This is a genomic window from Ruegeria sp. H4 (assembly GCF_056533065.1).
In genome coordinates, this window is the sequence record NZ_JBQFOC010000002.1 from 342871 (window position 1) to 366104 (window position 23234).

At 56.8% G+C, this 23234-nt stretch carries 23 protein-coding genes; 7 read left to right on the forward strand and 16 right to left on the reverse strand.

Features of this window, described 5'->3' with window-relative positions; all coding sequences use genetic code 11:
• A complete protein-coding gene (gene cobT / locus ACR0KG_RS13165; RefSeq protein WP_480827533.1) occupies positions 1-1011 on the reverse strand; it encodes a nicotinate-nucleotide--dimethylbenzimidazole phosphoribosyltransferase in 1011 nt (336 codons plus the stop codon).
• A gap of 78 nt (positions 1012-1089) precedes the next feature.
• Between cobT and cobS the strand changes: the two genes are divergently transcribed.
• Complete coding sequence (cobS, locus tag ACR0KG_RS13170; protein ID WP_480827534.1) at positions 1090-1854, forward strand: adenosylcobinamide-GDP ribazoletransferase; 765 nt, start codon at positions 1090-1092, stop codon at positions 1852-1854.
• Positions 1855-1857: 3 nt separating this feature from the next.
• Here cobS and ACR0KG_RS13175 read toward each other — a convergent pair whose 3' ends face one another.
• The 6 genes from ACR0KG_RS13175 to ACR0KG_RS13200 form a co-directional block, all read right to left on the reverse strand.
• Positions 1858-2103 (reverse strand): hypothetical protein, encoded by a 246-nt coding sequence (locus ACR0KG_RS13175; RefSeq protein WP_480827535.1) that lies wholly within the window; start codon positions 2101-2103, stop codon positions 1858-1860.
• A gap of 99 nt (positions 2104-2202) precedes the next feature.
• A complete protein-coding gene (locus ACR0KG_RS13180; protein WP_170532727.1) occupies positions 2203-2718 on the reverse strand; it encodes a CarD family transcriptional regulator in 516 nt (171 codons plus the stop codon).
• A gap of 283 nt (positions 2719-3001) precedes the next feature.
• Positions 3002-3340 carry a ferredoxin FdxA gene (fdxA, locus tag ACR0KG_RS13185; protein ID WP_170532724.1) on the reverse strand — a complete coding sequence of 113 codons (339 nt, stop codon included), beginning with the start codon at positions 3338-3340 and terminating at the stop codon, positions 3002-3004.
• Between the two features lie 65 nt (positions 3341-3405).
• Positions 3406-3771: an RNA-binding S4 domain-containing protein gene (locus ACR0KG_RS13190; RefSeq protein WP_480548975.1), complete on the reverse strand. Its 366-nt coding sequence runs from the start codon at positions 3769-3771 to the stop codon at positions 3406-3408.
• Positions 3772-3777: 6 nt separating this feature from the next.
• Complete coding sequence (locus tag ACR0KG_RS13195) at positions 3778-6588, reverse strand: helicase-related protein (RefSeq protein WP_480827536.1); 2811 nt, start codon at positions 6586-6588, stop codon at positions 3778-3780.
• A gap of 22 nt (positions 6589-6610) precedes the next feature.
• Positions 6611-7180, reverse strand: a complete 570-nt coding sequence (locus ACR0KG_RS13200; protein WP_480827537.1) for a tetratricopeptide repeat protein — start codon at positions 7178-7180, stop codon at positions 6611-6613.
• Between the two features lie 69 nt (positions 7181-7249).
• Between ACR0KG_RS13200 and ACR0KG_RS13205 the strand changes: the two genes are divergently transcribed.
• The 3 genes from ACR0KG_RS13205 (at position 7250) to ACR0KG_RS13215 (ending at position 10411) form a co-directional block, all read left to right on the forward strand.
• Positions 7250-7540 (forward strand): SCP2 sterol-binding domain-containing protein, encoded by a 291-nt coding sequence (locus tag ACR0KG_RS13205; protein ID WP_480548969.1) that lies wholly within the window; start codon positions 7250-7252, stop codon positions 7538-7540.
• Complete coding sequence (locus ACR0KG_RS13210; protein WP_480827538.1) at positions 7540-8487, forward strand: alpha/beta hydrolase; 948 nt, start codon at positions 7540-7542, stop codon at positions 8485-8487. The genes ACR0KG_RS13205 and ACR0KG_RS13210 overlap by 1 nt, the downstream gene beginning before the upstream one ends.
• Positions 8488-8590: 103 nt before the next feature.
• On the forward strand, positions 8591-10411 hold the full coding sequence (locus ACR0KG_RS13215; RefSeq protein WP_480827539.1) for a M3 family oligoendopeptidase: 1821 nt from the start codon (positions 8591-8593) through the stop codon (positions 10409-10411).
• Positions 10412-10501: 90 nt separating this feature from the next.
• On the opposite strand, the gene ACR0KG_RS13220 is transcribed toward ACR0KG_RS13215, so the two are convergent.
• From ACR0KG_RS13220 to ACR0KG_RS13240, 5 genes are all read right to left on the reverse strand, one after another.
• On the reverse strand, positions 10502-11008 hold the full coding sequence (locus tag ACR0KG_RS13220) for a hypothetical protein (protein ID WP_480551513.1): 507 nt from the start codon (positions 11006-11008) through the stop codon (positions 10502-10504).
• A 107-nt stretch (positions 11009-11115) separates the two neighbouring features.
• Positions 11116-11385, reverse strand: a complete 270-nt coding sequence (locus ACR0KG_RS13225; RefSeq protein WP_480827540.1) for a DksA/TraR family C4-type zinc finger protein — start codon at positions 11383-11385, stop codon at positions 11116-11118.
• A 56-nt stretch (positions 11386-11441) separates the two neighbouring features.
• Positions 11442-12416 (reverse strand): Gfo/Idh/MocA family protein, encoded by a 975-nt coding sequence (locus ACR0KG_RS13230; RefSeq protein WP_480827541.1) that lies wholly within the window; start codon positions 12414-12416, stop codon positions 11442-11444.
• Between the two features lie 144 nt (positions 12417-12560).
• Entirely contained in the window at positions 12561-13457 is an 897-nt protein-coding gene (rpoH, locus tag ACR0KG_RS13235; RefSeq protein ID WP_170451393.1) for an RNA polymerase sigma factor RpoH, read from the reverse strand.
• 146 nt (positions 13458-13603) lie between these two features.
• The gene (locus ACR0KG_RS13240; protein WP_480548955.1) at positions 13604-14638 is read right to left on the reverse strand and encodes an RluA family pseudouridine synthase; all 1035 of its coding nucleotides are present in this window, start codon (positions 14636-14638) and stop codon (positions 13604-13606) included.
• On the opposite strand from ACR0KG_RS13240, the gene ACR0KG_RS13245 reads away from it, so the two are divergent.
• On the forward strand, positions 14637-14942 hold the full coding sequence (locus ACR0KG_RS13245; RefSeq protein WP_480541157.1) for a DUF6476 family protein: 306 nt from the start codon (positions 14637-14639) through the stop codon (positions 14940-14942). The two genes, ACR0KG_RS13240 and ACR0KG_RS13245, sit on opposite strands and share 2 nt — an antisense overlap.
• A 12-nt stretch (positions 14943-14954) precedes the next feature.
• Here ACR0KG_RS13245 and ACR0KG_RS13250 read toward each other — a convergent pair whose 3' ends face one another.
• The 4 genes from ACR0KG_RS13250 to ACR0KG_RS13265 form a co-directional block, all read right to left on the reverse strand.
• Positions 14955-16859, reverse strand: coding sequence for an ATP-grasp fold amidoligase family protein (locus tag ACR0KG_RS13250; RefSeq protein WP_480548953.1), 1905 nt, complete (start codon positions 16857-16859; stop codon positions 14955-14957).
• A 25-nt stretch (positions 16860-16884) separates the two neighbouring features.
• Complete coding sequence (locus ACR0KG_RS13255) at positions 16885-17940, reverse strand: glycosyltransferase family 2 protein (RefSeq protein ID WP_480541153.1); 1056 nt, start codon at positions 17938-17940, stop codon at positions 16885-16887.
• 31 nt (positions 17941-17971) lie between these two features.
• A complete protein-coding gene (locus ACR0KG_RS13260; protein WP_480827542.1) occupies positions 17972-18634 on the reverse strand; it encodes a class I SAM-dependent methyltransferase in 663 nt (220 codons plus the stop codon).
• A 96-nt stretch (positions 18635-18730) separates the two neighbouring features.
• Complete coding sequence (locus tag ACR0KG_RS13265; protein ID WP_480548949.1) at positions 18731-20614, reverse strand: glycosyltransferase family 2 protein; 1884 nt, start codon at positions 20612-20614, stop codon at positions 18731-18733.
• Between the two features lie 352 nt (positions 20615-20966).
• Between ACR0KG_RS13265 and ACR0KG_RS13270 the strand changes: the two genes are divergently transcribed.
• Positions 20967-22076, forward strand: coding sequence for a glycosyltransferase (locus ACR0KG_RS13270; protein ID WP_480827543.1), 1110 nt, complete (start codon positions 20967-20969; stop codon positions 22074-22076).
• Positions 22063-22845 carry an FkbM family methyltransferase gene (locus tag ACR0KG_RS13275; protein ID WP_480541145.1) on the forward strand — a complete coding sequence of 261 codons (783 nt, stop codon included), beginning with the start codon at positions 22063-22065 and terminating at the stop codon, positions 22843-22845. Before ACR0KG_RS13270 ends, ACR0KG_RS13275 begins: the two co-directional genes overlap by 14 nt.
• Positions 22846-23234 lie beyond the last annotated feature (389 nt).

Genomic DNA, 23234 nt, shown 5'->3' on the forward strand with positions numbered 1-23234 from the left:
TCAGCCGTCTGCTACGCCCGCCTCAGCAAAGGTGGCCATGCCGGAATGGCAGGCCACGGCGCTTTTGAGGATATTAATAGCAAGCGCACCGCCAGAGCCCTCGCCCAATCTCAGGCCAAGGCTCAGCAACGGGTCCTTTCCGAGTTTCGCAAGCATTGCGCCATGCGCGCCCTCGGCGCTTTGATGGCCTGCAACCGCATGGTCCAGTGCCGATGCTGACACGCGCGCCAGACAGGCCGCTGCCGAAGTACAGATAAACCCGTCCAGAATGACAGGAATGCGCAACACACGCGCGGCAGCCATGGCACCTGCCATCGCGGCAATCTCGCGCCCGCCCAGACACCGCAGAACTTCTAGCCCATCGTCGGTGGCATGGCGCGCAACGCCTTCGGATACAACGCGGGTTTTGTTCGCAAGACCCGCATCGCCGACACCGGTGCCGCGCCCGGTCCAATCGGCAGCCTCACCCCCGAACAGCGCGCACGCGATGGCCGCAGCGGGGGTGGTGTTGCCGATCCCCATCTCACCGACCACCAGCAGGTCGGCTTGTGGGTCGACCGCGTTCCAACCGGTTTTCAGCGCGCTCAGAAATTCGGCTTCGCTCATGGCTGGCCCTTGCGTGAAATCCGCTGTCGGGCGCTCCAAGTCCAGCGCATGGACATCCATCTTTGCCCCGGCCGCCTTGGCCAGTTGATTGATCGCGGCCCCTCCATGTTCGAAATTCATAACCATCTGCACGGTCACTTCAGGCGGAAAGGCCGATACGCCTTGCGCCGTGACCCCGTGGTTGCCTGCAAACACAATGACCTGAGGCTGTTCGATCTGAGGACGCGTATCGCCACGCCAGGACGCGTACCAGATCGCCAGATCCTCAAGCCGCCCCAACGCACCCGGAGGTTTCGTCAGCTGGCCATTACGCGTGGCGGCGCCGTCTGCGGCTGCTATGTCCGGACCCGGCGCGTTGATCAACGCATCGCGGAACGTGTTCAAATCATTCAGTTCGGGCAGCATCAAAGCCTCATTGCATCAGAGTGGTCCTGCGTGTTTAACCGAAGCTGAAAGACCAACAAGACCCTGAAAGGCGCGGGAGTGAATAAAAACGACAACTACGCGATTTCTCGGTGGGATATCCCGCTGGCACTGGTCCTGTTGACCCGCCTGCCCTTACCCCGTCTGCCCGAGCATGTCTTTGCCCGGCAGGCTCATGCGGTCTGGGCTTTTCCAGTGGTCGGACTTGTCGTCGGCGGGCTAGCCTGCGCGGTGGGCTGGGTCTTGTTGGCGTTGTCCGTGTCCCCATTTATTTCCGCTGTTCTGCTTGTGGGGGCCCTGATCATGCTGACGGGTGCAATGCATGAAGACGGTTTGGCTGACACTTTTGACGGACTTTGGGGCGGCTTCACAGCCGAACGTCGGCTGGAAATCATGAAAGACAGCCATATCGGGACATATGGCGTTCTGGCCCTGATCAGCGCGCAACTGATCCGCATCTCGGCGATTGCCGCGCTTTTGTCTGCCGGGGCGTTCTGGGCGATCCTTGCCGCCTGCGTGCTGTCCCGCGCCATGATGCCGGTTCTGATGGCCGCCTTGCCCAATGCACGGCAATCGGGCCTGAGCCATTCAGTCGGCACGCCAAAAGCGATGGTGGTCAGCCTGTCCTTGGGTCTGGCATTCGTGATTAGCTTACTGCTGGTTGGAACGCAGTTTTTGTTGCCTGCAATTTGCGCTGCGGTCGTTGTTTTTGGCCTTGGGCAGTTGGCCAAGAAGAAAATCGACGGCCAGACCGGCGACATTCTTGGGGCGTCTCAACAACTGGCCGAGGTTACATTCTTGATCGCTATCAGTGCTCAGCTGTAAATATCAGGCCCGCCCGCGCCTTAGGCGAACATGCCCAATCAGCAGGTAGAGCGCGGGTAGAAGTGTCAGCATTGCGGCTGTTCCCCAGACCAAACCCGCCTGTTGCAACAGAACCTGGCCGGTCTCCGGGTCGTAGCACCGGCCCAATTCGTTAAAGCAATCGCGCCATTTGAAATATCTGGAATAGTAGGCCGCCCAGAACAGGCCGGACAGTGCAAGCAGGGCGCATCCGATGGTTATCCTGATCACGGCCGTTCCTCAGCCAATGGGCGCTTAGACATAGCCCAACCTAGATAGAAAAAGCCGCCCTGATGTCAGAGCGGCTTTCAAAACTCAACGTGAGTGCATTCAGGCAGCAGCAGCGCGCGAGGTCAGAACCTCATCCACCTGCTTGGCCGCCGACAGCTCACCTGCGCCCGATACAGCGGCAACTTCGCGGGTCAGGCGTTCCAGCGCGGCTTCGTACAGCTGACGCTCGGAATAGCTCTGCTCGCGCTGATCGTCGGTGCGGTGCAGGTCGCGAACCACTTCTGCGATTGAGATCAGATCGCCCGAGTTGATCTTTTGTTCATATTCCTGCGCCCGGCGCGACCACATGGCGCGTTTCACCTTGGCCTTACCCTTCAGCGTTTTCATCGCCTGGCTGATCACGTCCGGCGAACTAAGCGAACGCAGCCCGGATTCGGTGACCTTATTGGTCGGCACCCGTAAGGTCATCTTGTCTTTCTCGAATGAGATGACAAACAGCTCAAGCGAATAGCCCGCGACTTCCTGTTCCTCGATCGAGATGATCTGGCCCACGCCATGGGCGGGGTAGACAACATAGTCGTTGGGGCGGAACTCAAGCTTTTTCGACTTTGTCATTCAGTGTATTCCTTGGTTTTGGACCGGCAAGCAGACGACAAAACACCACAAGCGGGGACTGTTTCAGCCCCGACAGGCGGCATATTTGTCATAAATTCAGAACTCCAAAGCGAGCATACTTACGGAGTGCATCCCGATCTCAGTCATCATGTAAGGAGGGAGTATATCACAAAAATGCGACACCCGAAAGTTTACCTAAGGTAAAATCGCAATATTCGCCCTGATTTCAGAGAATTACCACGCCGCATTGAAGAGCATCGTCCCAGGTCAGGCGGCGAATCGCTTATCCGCCCTCGCCGGGCGCTTCGGAGAAGTATTTCTCCATCTTGCCTTCTTCGCCGTCCCGCTCCTCTGCTTCGGGCAGAGGATCCTTCTTGGTCACGATCACGGGCCAGACTTCAGAGAACTTGCGGTTAAACTCGACCCATGTCTCCATCCCCGGCTCGGTGTCTGGGCGAATGGCATCGGCGGGGCATTCGGGTTCGCACACGCCGCAATCGATGCATTCATCGGGATGAATGACCAGCGCATTCTCACCTTCGTAAAAACAGTCCACCGGGCACACTTCGACACAGTCGGTGTATTTGCAGGCGATGCAGTTTTCGGTGACGACATAAGTCATTGCTGAGTTCCCGTATGATCTTTGGCGATTAGCTAATTCAGACTGGCCTTATCTTCAAGGTCAGATCAGTCATCGAGCTTGCGAGAAAGATCAATTGCCCGCCGATCTTTCTTGGTTGGACGACCTTTTCCCTCGAAACCGGGATCTGTGGGCCGTACCTCCTGTTTCGGGGTCAAATCCGAATACAGCGTTTGTGCCTCTGAGGCCGGACCACGCCTATTACCCAGCGCCTCAACCTTGACGACCCGAACAGTGCGCGCCTGTGGGAAGGTCAAAACATCGCCGGGCCCCACCGCTTGGGCAGGTTTCAGAACCCGGTTTCCATTCAGTCGCACATGGCCACCGCTGACCTGCTTGGCCGCCAGGCTGCGGGTCTTGAAGAATCGCGCCTGCCAGAGCCATTTGTCGATCCGCAGCTTGGCCTGATCCATGACGGATCAGTTGCCGTCCTTCAAACCCATCAGCGCTGCTGCAAACGGGTTGTCGGGGTCGATTGCCTTTTCCTTCTTCGGAGGCCGAGACGAGAAGGACTTTGCGCCCTGCGGCTTGCCACCCTTTTTGCCTTGCGGCTTGCGACCGTCCTGAGGTTTGCCACGCGGCTTGCCTTTGCCCTGCCCCTGCTCGCGGCGCGGGCCGCGATTTTGCTGACGCTGACGGCCCCAAGTGAAGGTGTAGAACACCTCGACCTCGGGTTCGTCATTTGCGGGTTCTGCGGCCGGAGCCTCGGCTGCCGCCTCGGGGCTTGTCGTGGCCTCGGCTGACGCCTCGGCGGGCGCGGTGACCTCATCGGTCGAAGCCTCGACAGCCGGGGTTTCTTCGGCGGCGGGTTGTTCTGCCGCTTGAGTCGCAGGTGCCTCGGCCGGAGCGGCTTTGACCTTTTCACGCTCGCTGCGCTCGGCCTTGTAGCCCAACCCCTGCATCAGGTCCGCGAACTGTTCGAGCGTCATGCCCGTGATCGACAGCATGTCAGGCTTGGCTTCAAAGCCGCCCCGGCTGTCCTCAGCACGAAGCATATCGGCGAGACGTTCCAGCATGTCGATCCGGATCGATCGCTCGCCCGCATCGCGGTAGCCACACATTGTGTCATAGCCCTGCGGCGCGTCCTTGGCGACCGGCACGGTGACCAGCCCCGGAGGCGGCGCTTCGGGGAATTCCTGCAGACCACTGGAAAGCGCCCAGAGAACCAAGCGCAGGCGCGTCGGCGCAGGTTTCAGCAGCAGCGGCATGAAGATGGTAAACTGACCAAAACGGATGCCGTGCTTGCGTAGGGCGCCACGAGCGTCCTGGTCCAGATCCTTGACCTCTTGCGCGACATGCGCGCGGGGTAGCACGCCCAGCGCCTCGACCATGCGGAAAGCAAAGCCTTTGGCCAGACCGGACAGTTCCTCGTCCCGCGACAGGTTCAACAGCGGTTCGAACAGTGCGGCCACTTTGCGGTCGATGAAGTGCTGCAGGCGGCGCTGCACCTTCTGTTCGACGTCCGGACCTGCGGCCTCATCCACAAAAACCTCGACCATCGGCTTGAGAGGCTCGGCCCCGGCAACCAGTTTGCCGACGGCATATTCGCCCCACATCAGGCCGCCCTGATCAGTGAAATCAATTTCGGTATCGGGTGCATTGTAGAAGCGATCGGCACGCAGATGGAATTGCGGCGCGAGGGCTTGCAGTGAGGCCGATTTCAAGGCTTTCGCCTCGGCCCCCTGCGCAGCCTTGTCCGGAGAAAACCGGAACCCTTCCAGACGACCGACGAATTCGCCTTCGACGGTCACTTCACCCTTGTCATTTACTTCGGCCAAAAGGGCCTCCTTCTGTTTGAGCCGGCGCAGCAACACGGATGTGCGCCGGTCCACAAATCTTTGAGTCAAACGTTCGTGAAGAGCGTCTGACAGCCTGTCTTCTACAGTGCGCGTCTCGTCCCGCCAATGCGATTCGTCACGCATCCAGCCGTTTCGTTGCGCAACATAAGTCCAGGTGCGAATATACGCCAACCTTTTGGAAAGAGCATCGATATCGCCATCTGTCCGGTCGATACGTCGCACCTGCCGGGCCATGAAATCATCGGGGATAGACCCGCGCTCGTGCAGGTGGCCAAAGATCACGTCGAGCAAACCTGCATGTTCGGCGTGACTGATCCCCCGAAAATCGGGAATACGGCACACATCCCATAGCAAACGGACCGATGGCCCATCGCTGGCACGCGCCATAACCTCGGTCACTTGTGACAGGGATTTCAGGGCACGCAGGTCATCAGCCGGACGCGCCTTAACCAGGTTTTCGCCCTGCGGACTGACCTCAAGCGCGTCGATCAGCGCCTCAATCGAGCCAAAACGGAGGGCAGCATTCCGCCAGTTCAGCTTTTTCATCGGCGTAAACCGGCTGTCCATGATCGCCTGCGCCACGCCTTCGTCCAGCGGCGCTGCTTCACCCGTCACACCGAAAGTGCCATCTGACATGCCGCGCCCTGCCCGGCCTGCGATCTGTGCTAATTCATTCGGCGCGAGCGGGCGCATCCGGCGGCCATCGAATTTGGACAGGGACGAGAACGCCACATGGTTCACATCCAGGTTCAACCCCATCCCGATGGCATCGGTCGCGACCAGATAGTCAACCTCACCATTCTGATAGAGATCGACCTGTGCATTGCGCGTGCGCGGGCTAAGCGCCCCCATAACCACGGCAGCGCCGCCCTTTTGACGGCGCAATAGTTCAGCAATGGCATAGACATTGTCGACCGAGAATCCGACGATGGCGCTGCGCGCGGGCATCCGGCTGATTTTTTTTGAACCGGTATATACCAACTGCGACATCCGCTCGCGCCTAACAAACTGCGCCTCGGGGACCAGTGCTGCAATGGGGCCGCGCATAGTGTCCGAGCCCAGAAAGAGGGTCTCATGGGTTCCACGGGATCGCAGCAACCGATCTGTAAAAACGTGACCGCGTTCCGGATCAGCGCAAAGCTGGATTTCGTCGATGGCGACAAAATCAGCCCCCATCCCCTCGGGCATCGCTTCGACCGTACAGACCCAGTACTGGGCACGGGGCGGCACAATCCGTTCTTCGCCCGTGACCAGAGCCACAACAGACGGGCCGCGAATGGCGACGATCTTGTCATAGACTTCGCGCGCGAGCAGCCGCAGCGGCAAGCCAATGACGCCCGTTCGATGCCCCAGCATGCGTTCGATTGCGTAATGGGTTTTGCCTGTATTCGTCGGGCCAAGTACGGCCACTACCCGGGATGACCCGCTCACCTGTGCCCCCTGCCCCAGTGTCTCAGAGAGATGAGCCCTCGACCTGAGGCTTTAGTCGATTCACCGCATTGGTTACTTCTTCGTGATGGGGATGTATAGCCAGCGCGCGCTGATAGGCATCGAATGCGCGCTTGGGCTTGCCCACAACCTCAAAGATCAGGCCCAGCCCATAGATGGCCTCGTAGTTATTGGGGTTCAGGGTCAATGCGTATTCCAGATCGGCAGCGGCCATGCCGAAGCGCTCTTGCCCAAAGAAGGCCGAAGCTCGCACATGCCAGCCCTCGGCGAAATCAGGGGCGTGATCTGTCAGGGCTGTCAGATGCTCAATGGCGGTTTCGACATCCCCATCATCCAATGCCTCTCGCCCGCGCTCTAACAGCAGATCCGCCGAGGCCGAACCGGATTGCGACCAAAGCGCCTGAAGCTGACGATCCAAACCAATTGCCTGCTGCGGTGTTGATTGCGCCAGTTGCTGTAACAACTGAGTCTCATCCCGGGAATCAGCCTCTTGCGCGACGCAAGTTCCGGAAATCATGACTAGCAGCGCGATTGCCGCAACGGTACCTTTGAGATTGTTTGTTGCAATGCCCATAACAATGCTCAGTGTAGCGTTGCGACCGGGGATGTCCATTCACGGCGCACAAACAAAATGAGGAGCACCATGAGCGACACTTTGGAAGCAGCCGTATCCGCGCTGAATGAAAAACTGGCGGGTGGCGACTTTGACGCCTCGGCCAAATTTGCAATTGCCGATCTGGGCGCAATCATTCTCGATTCGGACGGTGCGCGCATCAGCGATGACGAAGCAGACGTCACCCTAAGCGCCGATGCCGATACGTTTCAGGAGATTCTCAGCGGCGCGCTGAACCCCACGGGCGCATTCATGTCCGGCAAGCTGAGCGTAGATGGTGACATGGGCGTCGCCATGAAGCTCGCCTCGGTGCTGGCCTGATGAAACTGTCGCCGGCCCCCTTTTTCGAAGATGTGGCCGGCGGTCCCGCCGGTGGTGCGGCTCATTGGTTGCAGACGACGGACGGGCCCCGCATTCGCATGGGCCATTGGCGGCCTCAGGGCGATGCAAACGGCACGGTGTTTATGTTTCCGGGCCGCACCGAATATATTGAAAAATATGGCAGCACAGCCGCAGAATTTGCCCAACGCGGGTTTTCAATGCTGGCCGTAGACTGGCGCGGTCAGGGCTTGGCAGATCGGCTGCTGGACAACCCACGCATTGGCCATGTGGACCGTTTTCCTGATTATCAGCATGATGTGCGGGCCGTGATTGATCTGGCCACGCAGCTTGACCTGCCGAAACCCTGGTATGTTATCGGGCATTCGATGGGTGGGGCCATCGGGTTTCGCGCGGTTGTCGAGCAGGGATGCTTTGCCGCCTGTGCCTTCACCGGCCCGATGTGGGGCATCTTCTTCACCCCTGTCATGAAACCGCTCAGCCGTCTGACGGCCTATTGGGGCACTGCGCTTGGCCTCGGCGAACGGACGCCGCCGACAACCTCATTGGAAAGCTATGTGCTGTCGCAACCATTTCAGGACAATGTGCTGACCCGCGATCCTGCGATGTTCAAGATGATGCAGGATCAGTTGACCACACATCCCGATCTGTCACTTGGCGCCCCGTCCAATCGGTGGCTGCGCGAGGCATTAACAGAATGCGCCTGGCTGATGGATCAGCCTGCCCCTGATACGCCTTGCCTGACCTTCCTGGGCAGCCACGAACAAATCGTGGACCGCAAGGCGATCCGCGCCCGAATGGCAAACTGGCCGAACGGTACGCTGGTTGAGATCCCCGATGGTGAACACGAAGTGCTGATGGAAGCGCCTGATGTGCGTGGTCCGGTGCTGGATCAGCTGGCGGCTCATTTTCTGTCACACCAATCGTAGGGCGCAACTTGGGCCGAGTTGAGCCCCAGTACGCCAACTGTCCGCTTGTGATCCCGGCGCGGCAGCCCTAGATGTTTGCCAAAGCAGTTTCAAAAGGTGATCTATGCGCGACCTTCCCTTTCCCGTCCGTGATGCAAACGCTGTCGGTGGCACCGACAACCTGGGCAACCTGCCGGAATGGGATCTGAGCGACCTTTATGCCTCAGAAGAAGCGCCTGAACTGGCGCGTGATCTGGATTGGCTGGACGGCGAATGCGCCTCTTTCGCGTCAGACTACGAAGGCAAGCTGGCCGATCTGGATGCCGATGGCCTGCTCACCTGCGTGTTGCGCAATGAAAAGATCAACGCAATTGCCGGGCGGATCATGTCATTCGCCGGTCTGCGCTACTACCAACTGACCACCGATGCAGATCGTGCCAAATTCCTGTCGGACATGCAGGAAAAGATCACTATCTTCACCACCCCACTGGTGTTTTTCACGCTCGAACTCAACCGCATCGACGATGATGTGCTCAAAGCGCATTTCGCAGCCAATGCTGATCTGGCGCGGTACGAGCCGGTCTTCCGTCGCATCCGTGCGATGAAGCCTTATCAACTATCTGACGAATTGGAGAAATTCCTGCACGATCTGGGCGTTGTTGGCGATGCCTGGGAACGCCTGTTCGACGAGACCATTGCGGGTCTGACCTTTGACGTTGACGGAGAAGAACTGAACATCGAAGGCACTCTGAACCTGCTGACCGAGCAGGATCGCAGCAAGCGCGAGGCGGCGGCGCGCGAACTGGCATCGGTGTTTCAGGTCAACATCAAAACCTTCGCCCGTGTGCACAATACGCAAGCCAAGGAAAAGGAAATCGTCGACCGCTGGCGCAACATGCCGACGGCTCAAACCGGCCGCCATCTGTCGAACGACGTCGAACCCGAGGTGGTCGAAGCCCTGCGCGAAGCCGTGGTCGCCGCCTACCCCAAGCTGAGCCACCGTTACTATGAGCTGAAACGCAAGTGGCTGGGTCTGGACGTCATGCAGGTCTGGGATCGCAACGCGCCCTTGCCGATGGAAGACACCCGCATCGTTGGCTGGGATGAGGCCGAAAAGACCGTTATGGACGCCTACAATGCGTTTGATCCGCGTATGGGAGAGATCGCCTCACCCTTCTTCTCAAAAGGCTGGATTGATGCGGCAGTGAAGCCGGGCAAAGCGCCGGGCGCCTTTGCGCACCCCACCGTGACCGAGGTGCATCCTTACGTGATGCTTAACTATCTTGGCAAACCGCGCGACGTAATGACCCTCGCGCACGAGTTGGGCCATGGTGTGCACCAGGTGCTGGCTGCCGATCAGGGTGAAATGCTGTCCTCGACCCCGCTGACACTGGCCGAAACCGCGTCGGTATTTGGCGAAATGCTGACCTTCCGCAAAATGCTGGACAAGGCCGAAACCAAGGAACAGCGCAAAGTGCTTCTGGCCGGTAAGGTCGAAGATATGATCAACACGGTGGTCCGCCAGATCGCGTTTTACGACTTCGAATGCAAACTGCACGCCGCCCGCCGCGAAGGCGAGTTGACCCCCGATGACATCAACGCCCTGTGGATGAGCGTACAGGCCGAAAGCCTTGGGCCCGCATTTGAGTTCATGGAAGGGTATGAGACCTTCTGGGCCTACATCCCGCACTTTGTGCACTCGCCCTTCTATGTCTACGCCTATGCCTTTGGCGACGGCCTCGTAAACGCGCTCTATTCGGTTTATGAAAGCGGCGCCGAGGGGTTTGAGGACAAGTATTTCGACATGCTGCGCGCTGGTGGCTCGAAACACCACAAAGACCTGCTCGCCCCGTTTGGGCTGGATGCCAGCGACCCGAAATTCTGGGACAAGGGCCTGTCGATGATCTCGGGCTTTATTGACGAGTTGGAAGCGATGGAAAGCTGAATCAGGACAGGCCAATAATCGCTTTGTCCGCTTCGCGGGACAAAGCAGACATTGAGTAAATCTGAATTTCTCAGGTTCGAAGCATGTAGTTCATGGTCCGTCAGGTAGTTCAACTTCTGGGGTCCGATCAGCTCCAGAGTATCGGATTCTTACACCTTCTTTATCGCGCCAAGTTTCGTAAAAGTGCCCTAAATAAATTAAGTCACGGTAGTAAAGCGAACGCCCATTCAATGTGCCCGTTGTGATTTGGCCTTTGATACAGACATCTTCAAGAGCTCTGTCAAACTCCAAAGGTTCAAGGGTGAAGCCGAAGCACCAGCCTTGCCCCTCATGCACGACATAAGCCCCTGAAATATGGCGGTACAAGTTAGAACCGCGCCACCATCCCGTATCCCCTAGAAGCTCTTTGGAAATGCGTTCACCTTTGTAAGTGATTGAAACATTTCGATGCCAATCGCTGTGAATCCCTTGCATAGGCCATATCGACATTGTGATCTGAAGATGCTCTTCGGGCGTCGCAGACGCCCTGTGTATCCAAGACCAAAACATCCAACCCAGCACAAAAATGATGAGAGGTATTAGAACCCATTTCTTCATGGTTCTGACCTTCTACGTTCCTATTCAAAAAACTGATATGCGCCATTTTCGCAGATTTTGGTTAGAAGATGAGCAGTAACTCAGGGCTCAAAGCAGCCAAACCAACCTCACCTCAACTGACTATCCTTGGACCCGCGTCGATTGATCCCACCGGGCGCCTTGAACGCCCCATCCCGCTCCTGCTGGCAATCCAGGCACAGTTTCACGCCCGGCAAGGCGGCGCGTCGTTTTTTGGGGATCGGTTCCTCGCACTCCGCACAATGAGTCAGGCTTTCACCCACAGGTCGCTTTTGCGCCTGCATCCGGGCCAGCTCGTCCGATATCGACGCCTCGATCTGTTCGCTTACCGCGCCGTCGCGTGCCCAACCGCCTGCCATGGGGTCTCTCCTGTGTTCAAGGCGGTCAGGATAACCAAGCCAGCAGGTAAGGCAAGTTACAGGGCCACGGCCCCATCAAAGACCTGATCAATCATCCGTTGCGTTCCGTGCGAGAATTCCAGCGGGCATGGGTAGTCGCCACCGTCGCGCACCGACCGGCAGAACGCCTCGATCTGCAGCTTATAGTGATCATCGCCCGGAAAGCGCGTGACCTGCATCTCTAACCCGGGGCGGTGCAGTTCCACCCGCGCTTCGCCAAAGACCCGTGCGTTGAACGGGGCGGTCAGGCGGATCACGCCGCCTTCACCGTGAAACACCATCTCTTGATGCGGGTGCATCCGGATCGAGACATAGGCCGAATAGGTGAAATCAGGGAACTGCGCTCGGATTTCAGTGAAGATGTCGATGTCGTTTTGCCAACGGATGGCGGATTGAACGCCGTAGGGTTCCTGCCCCGTTGCAAACCGCGCCGAGCCGATCACATAGACGCCAATATCCCGCAGGCCGCCGCCGCCCGTTTCCGCCTTGTTGCGGATGTTTCCAGTATCCGCGCGATTATCAAAGCTGAACGCGCCGGTCACGTGCACCAGTTTGCCGATGGCCCCATCGGCGATCAGCTTGCGCACCAACTGCCACTGCGGGTGGTGGACGATCATATAAGCCTCAGCCGCCAGCAGACCGGTCCGGTCGCGCTTGTCGATCAAGGCGTCGAACTCATCAGCGCGCATGGTCATGGGCTTTTCACACAGCACATGCTTGCCCGCATCCAGCGCCTTCAGGCTCCATTCCACATGCAGGTGGTTTGGCAGAGGGACATAGACCGCATCGATTTGCGGGTCTGCCAGTATCGCCTCGTAACTGTCATAGATGTTCAGATCCGGACAGAACGCCTGAAACGGAGTGGCCTTCGCAGGATCCGAGGTCGCCAGCCCATAAAGCTGCGCACCGTCTGCTGCGTGGATCGCCGGGGCCAGATATTGACGCGCAAATTTCGAGGCCCCAAGAACGCCCCATCGAACCGGTTTCTGCATTGTCCCCTCCGCCGTTAGCGCAACCAAAGTTGAGTTCTACTTAACGGCAGAAGGCTGCGCTGTCATGCAGGTTTCGCGGGGATCGGCCAAAAGAAAACCGGCCCAACAGGGTTGAGCCGGTCATCCTGTTCACAAGCAGCCCGTTCAGACAGTGCCGAGCATACCCTTCTCGCGCGCCAAATCGCGCATCTTCTTCTGCAGCTTTTCGAAGGCGCGCACCTCGATCTGGCGGATGCGTTCGCGGCTGACATTGTACTGTGTGCTCAGCTCTTCCAGTGTAACGGGCTGATCCATCAACCGGCGTTGAGTCAGAATGTCCTTCTCACGATCATTCAGCACTTCCAAAGCGGCTGCCAGCAGCTCGCGCCGCGCGTCCAGTTCATCGCGCGCCTCATAATCACCGGCCTGATCTGCGTCTTCATCCTCAAGCCAGTCCTGCCATTGCATGGTGCCTTCGCCCTCGGACCCGACGGTCGCGTTCAGCGAGGCATCGCCGCCCGACATGCGGCGGTTCATGCTGATCACTTCCTCTTCGGTCACGCCCAGATCATTGGCAATCTGCGCGACATTTTCGGGGCGCAGATCGCCCTCTTCCAGCGCACCAATGCGGGCCTTGGCCTTGCGCAGGTTGAAGAACAGCTTTTTCTGCGCCGAGGTCGTGCCCAGCTTGACCAGCGACCACGACCGCAGGATGTATTCCTGGATCGAGGCGCGGATCCACCACATCGCATAGGTGGCAAGGCGGAAACCCTTTTCCGGGTCGAACCGTTTCACGGCCTGCATCAGGCCCACGTTCGCTTCGGAAATCACTTCGGCCTGTGGCAGACCATAGCCGCGATAGCCCATGGCAATCTTTGCCGCCAGGCGCAGGTGCGATGTCACCATTTTATGCGCGGATTCAGTGTCCTGCTCTTCGACCCAGCGCTTGGCCAGCATGTATTCTTCTTCCGGCTCAAGCAGAGGAAACTTGCGGATTTCCTGCATATAGCGGTTCAGGCCGCCCTCGGGCGTCGGTGCGGGGAGATTTGCGTAATTGGCCATGTATGATGTCCCTCCGACAAATGTTTAAGTCTTTAACATAGGAGATAGGTAAGGAACCCACCCCTTTCAAGAGGTACCATTAACAGTTTGGAATTAAGCTTTGGTAAAGGAAAGATAAGAAAACCTTACTCACAGCAGTTTGCGGATTATGTCAGCGGCGCATGCAGAGTGTCGATCAAAACCTGCATATCGGCTGGCAATTCGGCCTCAAACCGCAGGTTTTCACCTGTGACCGGGTGTTCAAAGCCCAAAACTGCGGCATGCAACGCCTGACGTGGAAAGGCGCGCACCGCCTCGGCAGTTGCGGCGCTGAACGCTTTGGCCGCCAGCTTGCGTTTGCCGCCATAGACAGGATCCCCCACCAGCCCGTGGCCAGCATGGGCCATATGGACTCTGATCTGATGCGTGCGACCGGTTTCCAGCCAGCATTCGATTAGCGCCAGCCCCACAGGATTGCCAAAGCTCTCGACGACCCGTGCGCGCGTGACGGCATGACGCCCGCCATGAAACAGTACAGCCTGTCTTTGCCGGTCCGTCTTATGCCGCGCCAACTGCGTGGTTAGCCGCATGATGTTGCCTGGCTCGAAGCTTACGCCCTTCACCCCACGCAAGCGCGGATCATTGGCATCCGGCACCCCGTAGCAGATGGCACGATAATAACGCTCAACACTATGCGCCTCGAACTGGGCGGCCAACCCGTGATGCGCCGCGTCTGATTTAGCGACGACCAGCAAGCCACTGGTTTCCTTATCTATTCTATGAACGATACCGGGGCGCTTGACGCCACCGACCCCGGAAAGATCATCGCCGCAATGATGCAACAGCGCATTCACCAGCGTTCCCTTAGGCGAGCCTGGCGCCGGATGTACGACCATGCCCGCCGGTTTGTTGATCACGATCAGGTCGGAGTCTTCAAAGACAATCTCCAGCGGAATATCCTCGGGGCCGATATGGCTGTCTTCAGCCTCGGCAACCCAAATAACCACCGCAGCCCCCTCGGCCACTTTGTATTTCGGATCAAAAATTGCGACACCATCAATAGACACTGCGCCCTCTTCGATCAGGCGGGCCAAGCGGGTGCGTGACAGGCTCTCATCGGCTGGCACATCCCGCGAAAGGGCCTTATCAAGACGAGGCGGCGGATCGGCCGCAATCTGAAACTCTATCTGGCGGGTGCCCATGACTGTTCCTTCCGACCCCCAAGACGAACCGCAAGAGACACCGCAATTGCGATTGCTGCGGCGCATGGTCATGCTGCTGACCGCGGTGATGATTGGCGGGGTTCTAGTGACATTCGCACTGATTGTCATCCGCCTATCGGACCGCACGCCCACCCTGCCGGATCAGGTCGAATTGCCCGATGGGGCACAGGCGCAGGCGGTCACGATTGGCAACAACTGGTATGCCGTGGTGACCGACGACAACCGCATTCTGATCTTCGACAAGACAACCGGTAACCTGCGGCAAGAGATATCCGTAGACTAAACCGGTGTTGCTTTAGTTCGGGAACAGTCGCGTGCCCGTCCACGCATCGCCCAACTGAGTGTCCAGCTCTGGCGTGCGCATCTGGCGTTTCCCGCCAAACGGGCAGAGCGTAATCTCACCAAGGTAAATCTTGTCGCCAATCGCATAGAGGTCGACCCTTGCGAACTCGACCCGTTGGCCAATGGCTTCGGCGATCTGCACCATATCGTCATACCGTTCTGGCTTTGGCTCGGTATCTTCGCTGGTCTTAAAGTACAGCTCTTTGGGAATAAAGTTGAAATCCCGGTCGTGGATCATCTGCACATGCCCGCGCGAGCGGTCCCGGTCGACCTGAACCAGCTGAACCCGCCCGGCAACAACCCAGAATTTCCAGTCGATGATATCCTCACCTTCAGCGGCGAGGTCTTCTTCTATAAAATACCGCGTGTCGATGGTTGAATACCACCATTCGGCCGCCCAATAGCCATGCGGAACCGGGCTCTTGCTCCAAATTTCAAGGTTCCGGTTCGCGTGGCGCAATGCCTCTCCGGTTAGAGGCCATGTTAGACGAAGATTCTTTCCCTGAGCATTATTGCACTTAAGCCAATAACTTCCCGCACTGAGGTCAAGTTCGGAAAGCACTGGATCAGGTGAGACCCAATATCTCTGAACCGGCGTCAGCAAAGCTCTGGCCTCTTCAGGCACAAACTCCTCTGCCGTCAGCTTGTCCGCCGCACTGACAGCAGGAAACTCGGCAAAAAGCTTCATAATCAACAGTTTTTCAGTCAACGTGGCAGGCGCTGACAGGTCAGGCAAGTAGCGGTGATTTTTGGCAAACCGAAACAGCGACAGCATCAAAGCATTCAGTCGCGCGGGGTCGCTACCGTAGTGATCCCAACCGCGCAAATGACCAGGGCGCGGTTTTTCGTGCACTTGGTAGAGGCCTTGATCTTTTATTCTGTCCAACTCGCGTTGAGCAAACCTTAGGTAGTCTCGGCGGTCCGACAAAAGTGCAACGGGCATCTTTCCCTCCGTTGCCGCACTAATTTGTTCGTCGGTCACGCGCAGATCAGGAAGCACATCTGGGAACTGAATGGCCTTAGGAGCACCCCTGCCCTTGACTGGTAAAGGCGCATCAGCGGGCCGGATACCCAATCCACGCAGACGCCGATCCAGAAAGGAATGCCGCTTTATGCCTTTGGCAATCCACCACCGCATGCGGCGCCCCCAGAGATGCACGGCCAGTGTTTCTTCTTTGATGTAGGTGTTGCGAAATTCTCGTGCAGAAATGTCATTTGCTTGCCCCGTCTGACGAAACGGCAATGGATAAAAGACCGGCGGCGGGCTTGCGTGCTCTATCTCTCCATAATGCCTGAGAAACCAAGTCATAACGTCAGGCCCGTAAACGCTGTGATCTTGATCCGATGCGTGTGGCAGCTCCCCTGCCTGTTTCATCTTTTCAAGCCGCTGTCTCTCCTCGCCTTCAACCCAAGGCCGGATGGGAAACGAATCCAAGCTGTATTCGGTGTAGGCTTTCAACGCAGGACTGTCGGACGGCAAACGCATCACAGCGTTGCAAATTGTGGTTTTGTTGAAAAAACCGAAGATGTGATCCGCTTTTGGTATCGGCGCCAAAGCAATCACATCTGTATCGCACCAGAGGAAATCGGTTTTCTTCATCAACTGAAGTCTGAAAATATCAGACTGAGGCACCGGTGTATTGAATGTATTGCTCATGATGAACTTTTTGGGCTCATGAATCTCATTCGCCGATACCAGTTCAACGCCTTCGGGAACGTTTTCGACCTCGCCATAGTGGAACAGTACCACCTTGTGCCCATTCGCAACGAAAGACAGCAGACACATCTGCTCAAGAAAGCTCAGCGAGCCTTCCAACCAGAGCATTCCAATCGTCGGGAGCTTGGGGTCGACAACCATTGCGTTGATACTCCGGGGTCTTAGGTCACATTTCCGGTTGGTTTAGGCCAGACGGGCGCTGCACGTTTTCGCTTGTGACGCGGTCGCGCACGCCGCGATCCTGCTTTACAAAACTTGCGGCGGGTTTTTCCACAAGCCGTTGATATAGCTGCTCATACTCTGGGATCTGCATCAGATTCGAGATCAGATCCTTATGCCAACGGAATGCCTTACGATGCAATCGCTGAAGGGTTTCGTCTGATTTGAACTGCTCCAATATCTCGGCCGTTTCGTCCTGATAACGCAGGATGGTTTCGTCCTTGGAGCCGCCTCGGTTCCAGCGATCCCAATAGTCGGTTCCAAGTGTATGAGACGAATGATTTGCCCGTCCACGGCTACGCTTGGCCAGATACGCCTGTGTTGAACGCACGGCATAGTGGTTGATCTGTGCAATTTCAAACCCAAATGGCGGCGAAACATGATTGCCGAAGGGTGCGGGCTCTCTGGCATGCCCACCCGCCACGGACCGGAAGACGCTGGACTGGAATTCGGGTCTGGGATGTGGGTTGTGCAGACCGAAACGATTATAAAACTCGCCTTGCCGGAAAATCGACTTCACAAAACGACGCCCGGCCCCGCCCTGCTCAAAATCCAATTCACCGTCATCGAACTGCGCCGTAACAGGGGAATCGCGCAGTATGTGCCGACCGCTATTCGAGAATATCTTCCAGGGGATCGAGATCACATCCACGTCGGGCGTCGCCTCGATCAGATCGTCAACCTTGCGGTTGCCAACGTGAATATTCAGAAACTCGTCCGCGTCGCAAACATAAATCCACTTTGCGTCTTTCACGATCGGCAATCGACGCGCCTGTCTCAGGGCTGATCGATGAATTCCTCCGGCGCCGACCCGGTTGCGTCGAAATTCGACATGCCCAAGCTCCTGCAACCGTCGCAAGATACGGTTTGTCCCGTCCGAACAATCGTTGGTGTAGACGATGATCTTGTCAAAACCGAGCACCTTATGATGGGCCACCCATTCAAGGATGTAAGGCCCTTCATTTTTCATGGCCGAGATGACGATTTTCTCAGGGTTTTGCATCGGATGCGCTCGGTCTAAATGCTGGGTCAGATCAGTCCTTACTATCGACCTGAGGTTCGATTTTCTCGATCGCAATCTGCGCGCCCGCAATGGCTCTGATGCGCAAATGTCTTGGATATTGACCTAGGAATTCGTTCACAGCGCGGATGACCCCATCCCCCCACCAGCCGCGGCGATGATAATCGTCGAATGCCATAATGCCGCCAATCTTCATCTTGGGAAACAGCGCTGCCAGATCCGCCGAAACACCTTCGTAGGAATGGTCCCCGTCCACATAGGCAAAGGATATGTTTTCATCATCGAACAGGTTCAGAGCCGGGACTGAGAAGTCGCGTATAATGCCAACCTTCCCGTCTTCGATCTCTTTCTCAAACGACTTTTTGACCTTCTGGAAGATGGCTTCCATCTTCTCGTCCTCGGTCCGGCCGACAAAGGCTGTGGTGTGCGATTCTTCCCCAATATGTTTCCAGGGGTCGATCAGGAACAACTGACTGGGTTTCAGCAGCTTCAGAATAGTCGGAGAGAACTCCCCCTGCCAAACGCCGATCTCAACCGCGACCCCACCTTTGGGCAAGCGGGACAGAAAGGTCCGCCGGATGGCCTCTTTCGAGTTCTTGCGCTTGGTCGCCTTGTCCGCCTTGGGTTTGGGCTGGCTTCCCGGCGCTACGCCAATCACCTTGGGTTCGTTTGACATCTCGACCTCACTTCGCAGAAGGGTTTCAGCCCTATACCGAACCCGTTTTTGTTTGTTGAGCCACCGTTACCACGCCAACACCTCAAGAACCAGAATCTAAGTCTCTTCTGCGTTAAGTGGTGGTAACTTGTCGATCCCAAGCCACGGTGGTTGCAGGCTGGTTATCCTGTATCGGCTGGCATTCTGCCCCAGAAATGTGTTGATCGCCGCATTCATCCCGCCATATGAACCACCCCCGCGACGGCGATAGGTAGTGAAGGCGATGCTGCCCCCTGGGGCCAGCACACGGTCAATCCTGCGCAGCAAACCGTTCGTAACCCGTTCGGATCTAACTCCCCTGACGACCGCTACCCCAACAGAGTTCTCCTGGAATAGCTTAAGCATCAAGGGGGGCATCGCCCGATAGACTCGCAGTCGACCCGCAAGAATGGGGTCGCGAAAATACTCCAGAAATGCATAGAACGCGCGATCCAGCGCCTGTAACTCGGGATTTTGCGTTGTATCGGCACAGGCAAAACCGTTCCACGTCAGCCCCCACGGCGCCAGTATCGAAAGTTTCGAGACAGATGGCAGCGCCAATATTTCCTCGACAATTTCGGTTTCAACCTGCCCGATCAGGACCCAGGATTTCTTGCCACTGATTGATTTGAGAAAACTGCGTCGCTGCTTAGCGGTCCTTTCAATCTCGGGCGAAACAGCCGGAAGATGGCTTGTATCCTTTGGATCAAAGGGCACTGAAACCTGCGTTGGTTCAGTGATCTGTGCATGCAATGCGGCTGCTTGTTCATGCACGAAAGGCGTGTCCAACGCGTCCAGCCGCACGAACCAGGGGTAGTTGTTCGGCTTGGAGTTTTGTGCGTTCACCATCTGCCCAATGCGATTCCACTTGGCGACCTGCGCAAAAGTAACATTGGGGTCTTTGTAAGTTTGCGGGTCAAAGGACACATTGGCCTCTTCGACGACGCCCAGATCAAGGGCCTTTACATTCTGGCCGCCTTTGAAGCTTTTGTATTTCTTAACAAAACCAATGGCGGCCTCAGTTTCTCGAATTGCGCCGATCCGGTTCTTGTGAAACGCCACTGCCTGTTGGTGTAACGTATCCAAATCGTCGTCTGAACGTAGTCGCTCGTAGGTTTCGCGAAGGCGTCCAACTTTCGACAGGATCGAAGTTTCTTCGACTTCGTTGTAGCAGTGAAGGTGCCAATAGGCCTGTCCGGTGGTCTCCATCTTTGGATGAAAGGCTGTGGTGTTCACGTCGCCGCGGACGCGTTTCATCAAATAGCTTTCGATCGATCGCACGGCATAGTGGTTCATCCGAAACAGGCTGCCACCGAACCCCGCGCCAGTTGTCGAAAAGGCCCACCCCCTGCGACGCATCGCGGGCGGCAAGGGGTCCCCATCCCCGTCAATCCAGCCAAAACGCTCTGCTTTCTCGCGCACTGGGCCACGCGGGCGGTGCGTGCTGATAAAGTGATAGGACCCATTGTTTCGGATCAGGGATTTGAACGCACGCAGGTTCTGCGGAAGAACCGCGCCCAAATCGCAAGCTTTGGTGAATTGTTCGATCACAAAACGATCTTCAAAATCTACGACCCCGTTGTGCCCAAACAGTTGCCATAGCGCTGCAAACCCGTCGGCATTGGGTTGAGCCTGGAACAAGTCATCGAGAGTTCCGTCACCGATGCGAATGTCAAAAAACTCATCCACATCGCAGACCAGGATCCACTCGGCTTCTTTGTACCACGGATGCTTCATCGCATTTGTGTAGGCAGAGGCTTGAGGTCCGTACTCCCAAGGCCCCGGATTATCGATATGGGCCAGAAACCCAAGCTCTTCGCAGCGCTTGAGGATGGCATCGGTTCCATCCGAACAATCGTTCGAATTGACAATGAAATGCGTGAACCCGATCGAAAGATAATAGGCGATCCACTCAAGAATAAACGGCCCTTCGTCTTTCATCGTGGATACGACAAGTCTCATCTATTCTCACCCTTGGACCGCGTTCGGAGCTTCAAGACCGTAAGTAAAACCATGGCTTAGGTGGCCTGCGCAACAGTCTTGGCTGCTCAGCTTTGTTACGGGTCCATATTGTGCTTTGCAAGCGCGCGCACGTGATCGCATAGACACGATAGGTCAACAAATCCGCCCCACCCCTCAAGATGCAACTTGCCACTTGGTCCGTGCATCGTGCACCACCAACAAAGGCATTAAACGGCTGTTTGTTGGCCGCATGGATGTCGCAGGCCGCGCGTCAGAAGCGGTTCCAGAAGACAGGCGGGCGCAGCATTTACATTGCTCTGCGTTGAAACGCCTGAAACAAGAGGTCGAGCACATGCCAACGATTTTTTCCAACGCGCCGCTGGGAAACAATCCGTATCAGCGCATGATCTACAGCAGCTTCACGGAATATGACGTCCGGGTTGTTCGGTTAAACGCCTTCTACACAGATGGATTACCCCCGATACAGGCCGGTGATATCTACTGGATTCACTGGGAAACGGTCGAATTTGGCAGCAGGAATGACATTCCCGCTGAGGAGCGTTTTGCCAAGATCGAAGCCGGTCTTGCTTCGCTTAGGGACAAGGGTGTGAAAATCATCTGGACGGTTCACAACTTCCACCCGCATAACTCGGGCAGGGATATGGACGCGATCCACAAAGGTCGCGCGGTGCTGGTGCGCCAAGCAGACAGAATTCACCTGCACACACCCCACGCGGTCAACTTGATGGCTCAGACTTATCGCATCCCACAACATATGATCCTGCGTGTCGCCCATCCCAGTTACCTGGGGGTTTATGAGCCTGCCGAAGACACTCTAGCTCGACGCGACACCCTACCGCCTGCAGAACACCGCCGGTTCGTACATATCGGAAAAGTACAGGAAAACCGCGGCGGGCGGTTTATGTGGCAAGCGCTAAAAGCACTTAACATCCGCGAGCAAGCCTGGGAATTGGACATCGCAGGCGCTGTCATCGCAGGCGAGCGTCGGGGACAGCAGCCAATTAGAGCGATGCCCAATGTCCGGTTTCATGACCGGTATCTGCCGGATGAGGAACTGCGCGATATACTCGCCCACAGCCATGTGTGCGTTGCGCCCTTCAACCGTATCCTTACATCGGGTTCGGTCAATCTGGCGCTGACCTTCGGCCTTCCTGTCATTGGGCCAAATGTCGAGGCGCTCAGGGACCATCTGCCCGAACCCGCGCACAAGGCATTGTACACCGATGGCAAGGTACGGGGCATGATGTTCCAGATGCGAAAACTTATTGATATGGACACAGAAGAACTGTTGGCACTGCGCGCGGCTTGCATGGATCATGCTGTTTCAATTCGACCAGAAGTTCAAAGCCAGGCATTGCGCGAAGCAGTGTTACAAGACACGCCCGCTGATGACACACAAACCTGCTCTGCTACCAAGGGTGTCAAACATGCCGAAGATTGATGCATTCTCTTTTCGCCGACTGCTGCGATCCGTTGGCCTGAAAGTCGTCGAGTTCGAAACCGGCGAGTTTGTTGGCCCGCGGCCGGTCATGCGTCGGCTCAACTCTACTGGCCTTTCTGTCATCCAAGGCGGCGTGACATCAGCAAACCTTAGAAGTTTTGAATTCCAGGTCGACACAATCCTTGACGTCGGCGTCGATGCCGGTACGCCATTCTTGTACGAAGCATTTCCCGACAAAAAGTTCGTCCTTTTCGATCCAATTGAAGAGACCGCACAACGGGTCGCATCTTGGCGCGACCGTATCGATTATGACCTTCACATTGTCGCGCTGGACGCAGATGAAGGTGAGGTTGAACTAATCATTCCCACAACGGATCGCAAACGACGGTCCTTGGCGACAGTCGCGGGTTTTTCAGCGGAATATGAAAACCGTATCGTGAACATGGAAAAGCGCGTTGTCCCAAAGCAGCGCCTCGACAGCTATACCACTGACATCCCTGGCCGATTTGGTTTGAAAATCGATACCGAAGGCAATGAGCTGGCCGTGATCCGAGGGGCAAGGGAAACCCTGAAACGGACGGAGTTCGTCCTTGCAGAGGTCTCGGTGAAACGGCGTTTCAAGGATGGCTATCGCTTCAGTGAGTTTGTCGCCGAGATGGGCAAACACGGCTTTGAACTGATTGAGGCCCCGCGCCCGGTAGACAGAGACGCTCCTGATTGCGATCTCCTGTTCGTGCCATGGGAGTCGAAATGGTTCGATTTGGACTAAGTTGATGACCTGCCAGAAGCATTTCCAATGCTTCAAGACATCCCCTTGAAGTCGCTATGATGTTTCAGCGAAAGCCCCGCCCTTGCAGCGGGCTTGCGTCAGTTCGAGACCCCTCCGCTATACTCGAAAGGTCTGGCCTCGGTCGGCGAAGACCCAAGTTTTGGGTGCATTTTTCCGTTCACACGAGTCAGCCGAAAAATGATCTCTGACATGTTCGAGTTACGCCAATGAGTGCAAAACAACTCTGCTCCGCTGAGGGTGAATGACGGAGCTATCTTGGCAGCGGTGGCACACAAATCGGGCGCGGCCATCTTGAATTTGTACGATTTCGAAGAGATTACTAACCCGCAGTGCTTCGCGACAAATCCCCCTCATTTGCTCGACTCCGT

What these genes read in the sequence shown, in the direction of transcription:
- ACR0KG_RS13190 (WP_480548975.1), bottom strand. Translation starts at nt 3,771, where the DNA reads ATGGATCAGGCCAAGCTGCGGATCGACAAATGGCTCTGGCAGGCGCGA.
- ACR0KG_RS13230 (WP_480827541.1), bottom strand. Translation starts at nt 12,416, where the DNA reads ATGCAGAAACCGGTTCGATGGGGCGTTCTTGGGGCCTCGAAATTTGCG.
- ACR0KG_RS13265 (WP_480548949.1), bottom strand. Translation starts at nt 20,614, where the DNA reads ATGAGACTTGTCGTATCCACGATGAAAGACGAAGGGCCGTTTATTCTT.
- ACR0KG_RS13275 (WP_480541145.1), top strand. Translation starts at nt 22,063, where the DNA reads ATGCCGAAGATTGATGCATTCTCTTTTCGCCGACTGCTGCGATCCGTT.
- ACR0KG_RS13255 (WP_480541153.1), bottom strand. Translation starts at nt 17,940, where the DNA reads ATGCAAAACCCTGAGAAAATCGTCATCTCGGCCATGAAAAATGAAGGG.
- ACR0KG_RS13210 (WP_480827538.1), top strand. Translation starts at nt 7,540, where the DNA reads ATGAAACTGTCGCCGGCCCCCTTTTTCGAAGATGTGGCCGGCGGTCCC.
- ACR0KG_RS13180 (WP_170532727.1), bottom strand. Translation starts at nt 2,718, where the DNA reads ATGACAAAGTCGAAAAAGCTTGAGTTCCGCCCCAACGACTATGTTGTC.
- ACR0KG_RS13200 (WP_480827537.1), bottom strand. Translation starts at nt 7,180, where the DNA reads ATGGGCATTGCAACAAACAATCTCAAAGGTACCGTTGCGGCAATCGCG.
- fdxA (WP_170532724.1), bottom strand. Translation starts at nt 3,340, where the DNA reads ATGACTTATGTCGTCACCGAAAACTGCATCGCCTGCAAATACACCGAC.
- ACR0KG_RS13215 (WP_480827539.1), top strand. Translation starts at nt 8,591, where the DNA reads ATGCGCGACCTTCCCTTTCCCGTCCGTGATGCAAACGCTGTCGGTGGC.
- ACR0KG_RS13225 (WP_480827540.1), bottom strand. Translation starts at nt 11,385, where the DNA reads ATGGCAGGCGGTTGGGCACGCGACGGCGCGGTAAGCGAACAGATCGAG.
- rpoH (WP_170451393.1), bottom strand. Translation starts at nt 13,457, where the DNA reads ATGGCCAATTACGCAAATCTCCCCGCACCGACGCCCGAGGGCGGCCTG.
- cobT (WP_480827533.1), bottom strand. Translation starts at nt 1,011, where the DNA reads ATGCTGCCCGAACTGAATGATTTGAACACGTTCCGCGATGCGTTGATC.
- ACR0KG_RS13220 (WP_480551513.1), bottom strand. Translation starts at nt 11,008, where the DNA reads ATGAAGAAATGGGTTCTAATACCTCTCATCATTTTTGTGCTGGGTTGG.
- ACR0KG_RS13250 (WP_480548953.1), bottom strand. Translation starts at nt 16,859, where the DNA reads ATGGTTGTCGACCCCAAGCTCCCGACGATTGGAATGCTCTGGTTGGAA.
- ACR0KG_RS13240 (WP_480548955.1), bottom strand. Translation starts at nt 14,638, where the DNA reads ATGGGCACCCGCCAGATAGAGTTTCAGATTGCGGCCGATCCGCCGCCT.
- ACR0KG_RS13205 (WP_480548969.1), top strand. Translation starts at nt 7,250, where the DNA reads ATGAGCGACACTTTGGAAGCAGCCGTATCCGCGCTGAATGAAAAACTG.
- ACR0KG_RS13260 (WP_480827542.1), bottom strand. Translation starts at nt 18,634, where the DNA reads ATGTCAAACGAACCCAAGGTGATTGGCGTAGCGCCGGGAAGCCAGCCC.
- ACR0KG_RS13270 (WP_480827543.1), top strand. Translation starts at nt 20,967, where the DNA reads ATGCCAACGATTTTTTCCAACGCGCCGCTGGGAAACAATCCGTATCAG.
- ACR0KG_RS13245 (WP_480541157.1), top strand. Translation starts at nt 14,637, where the DNA reads ATGACTGTTCCTTCCGACCCCCAAGACGAACCGCAAGAGACACCGCAA.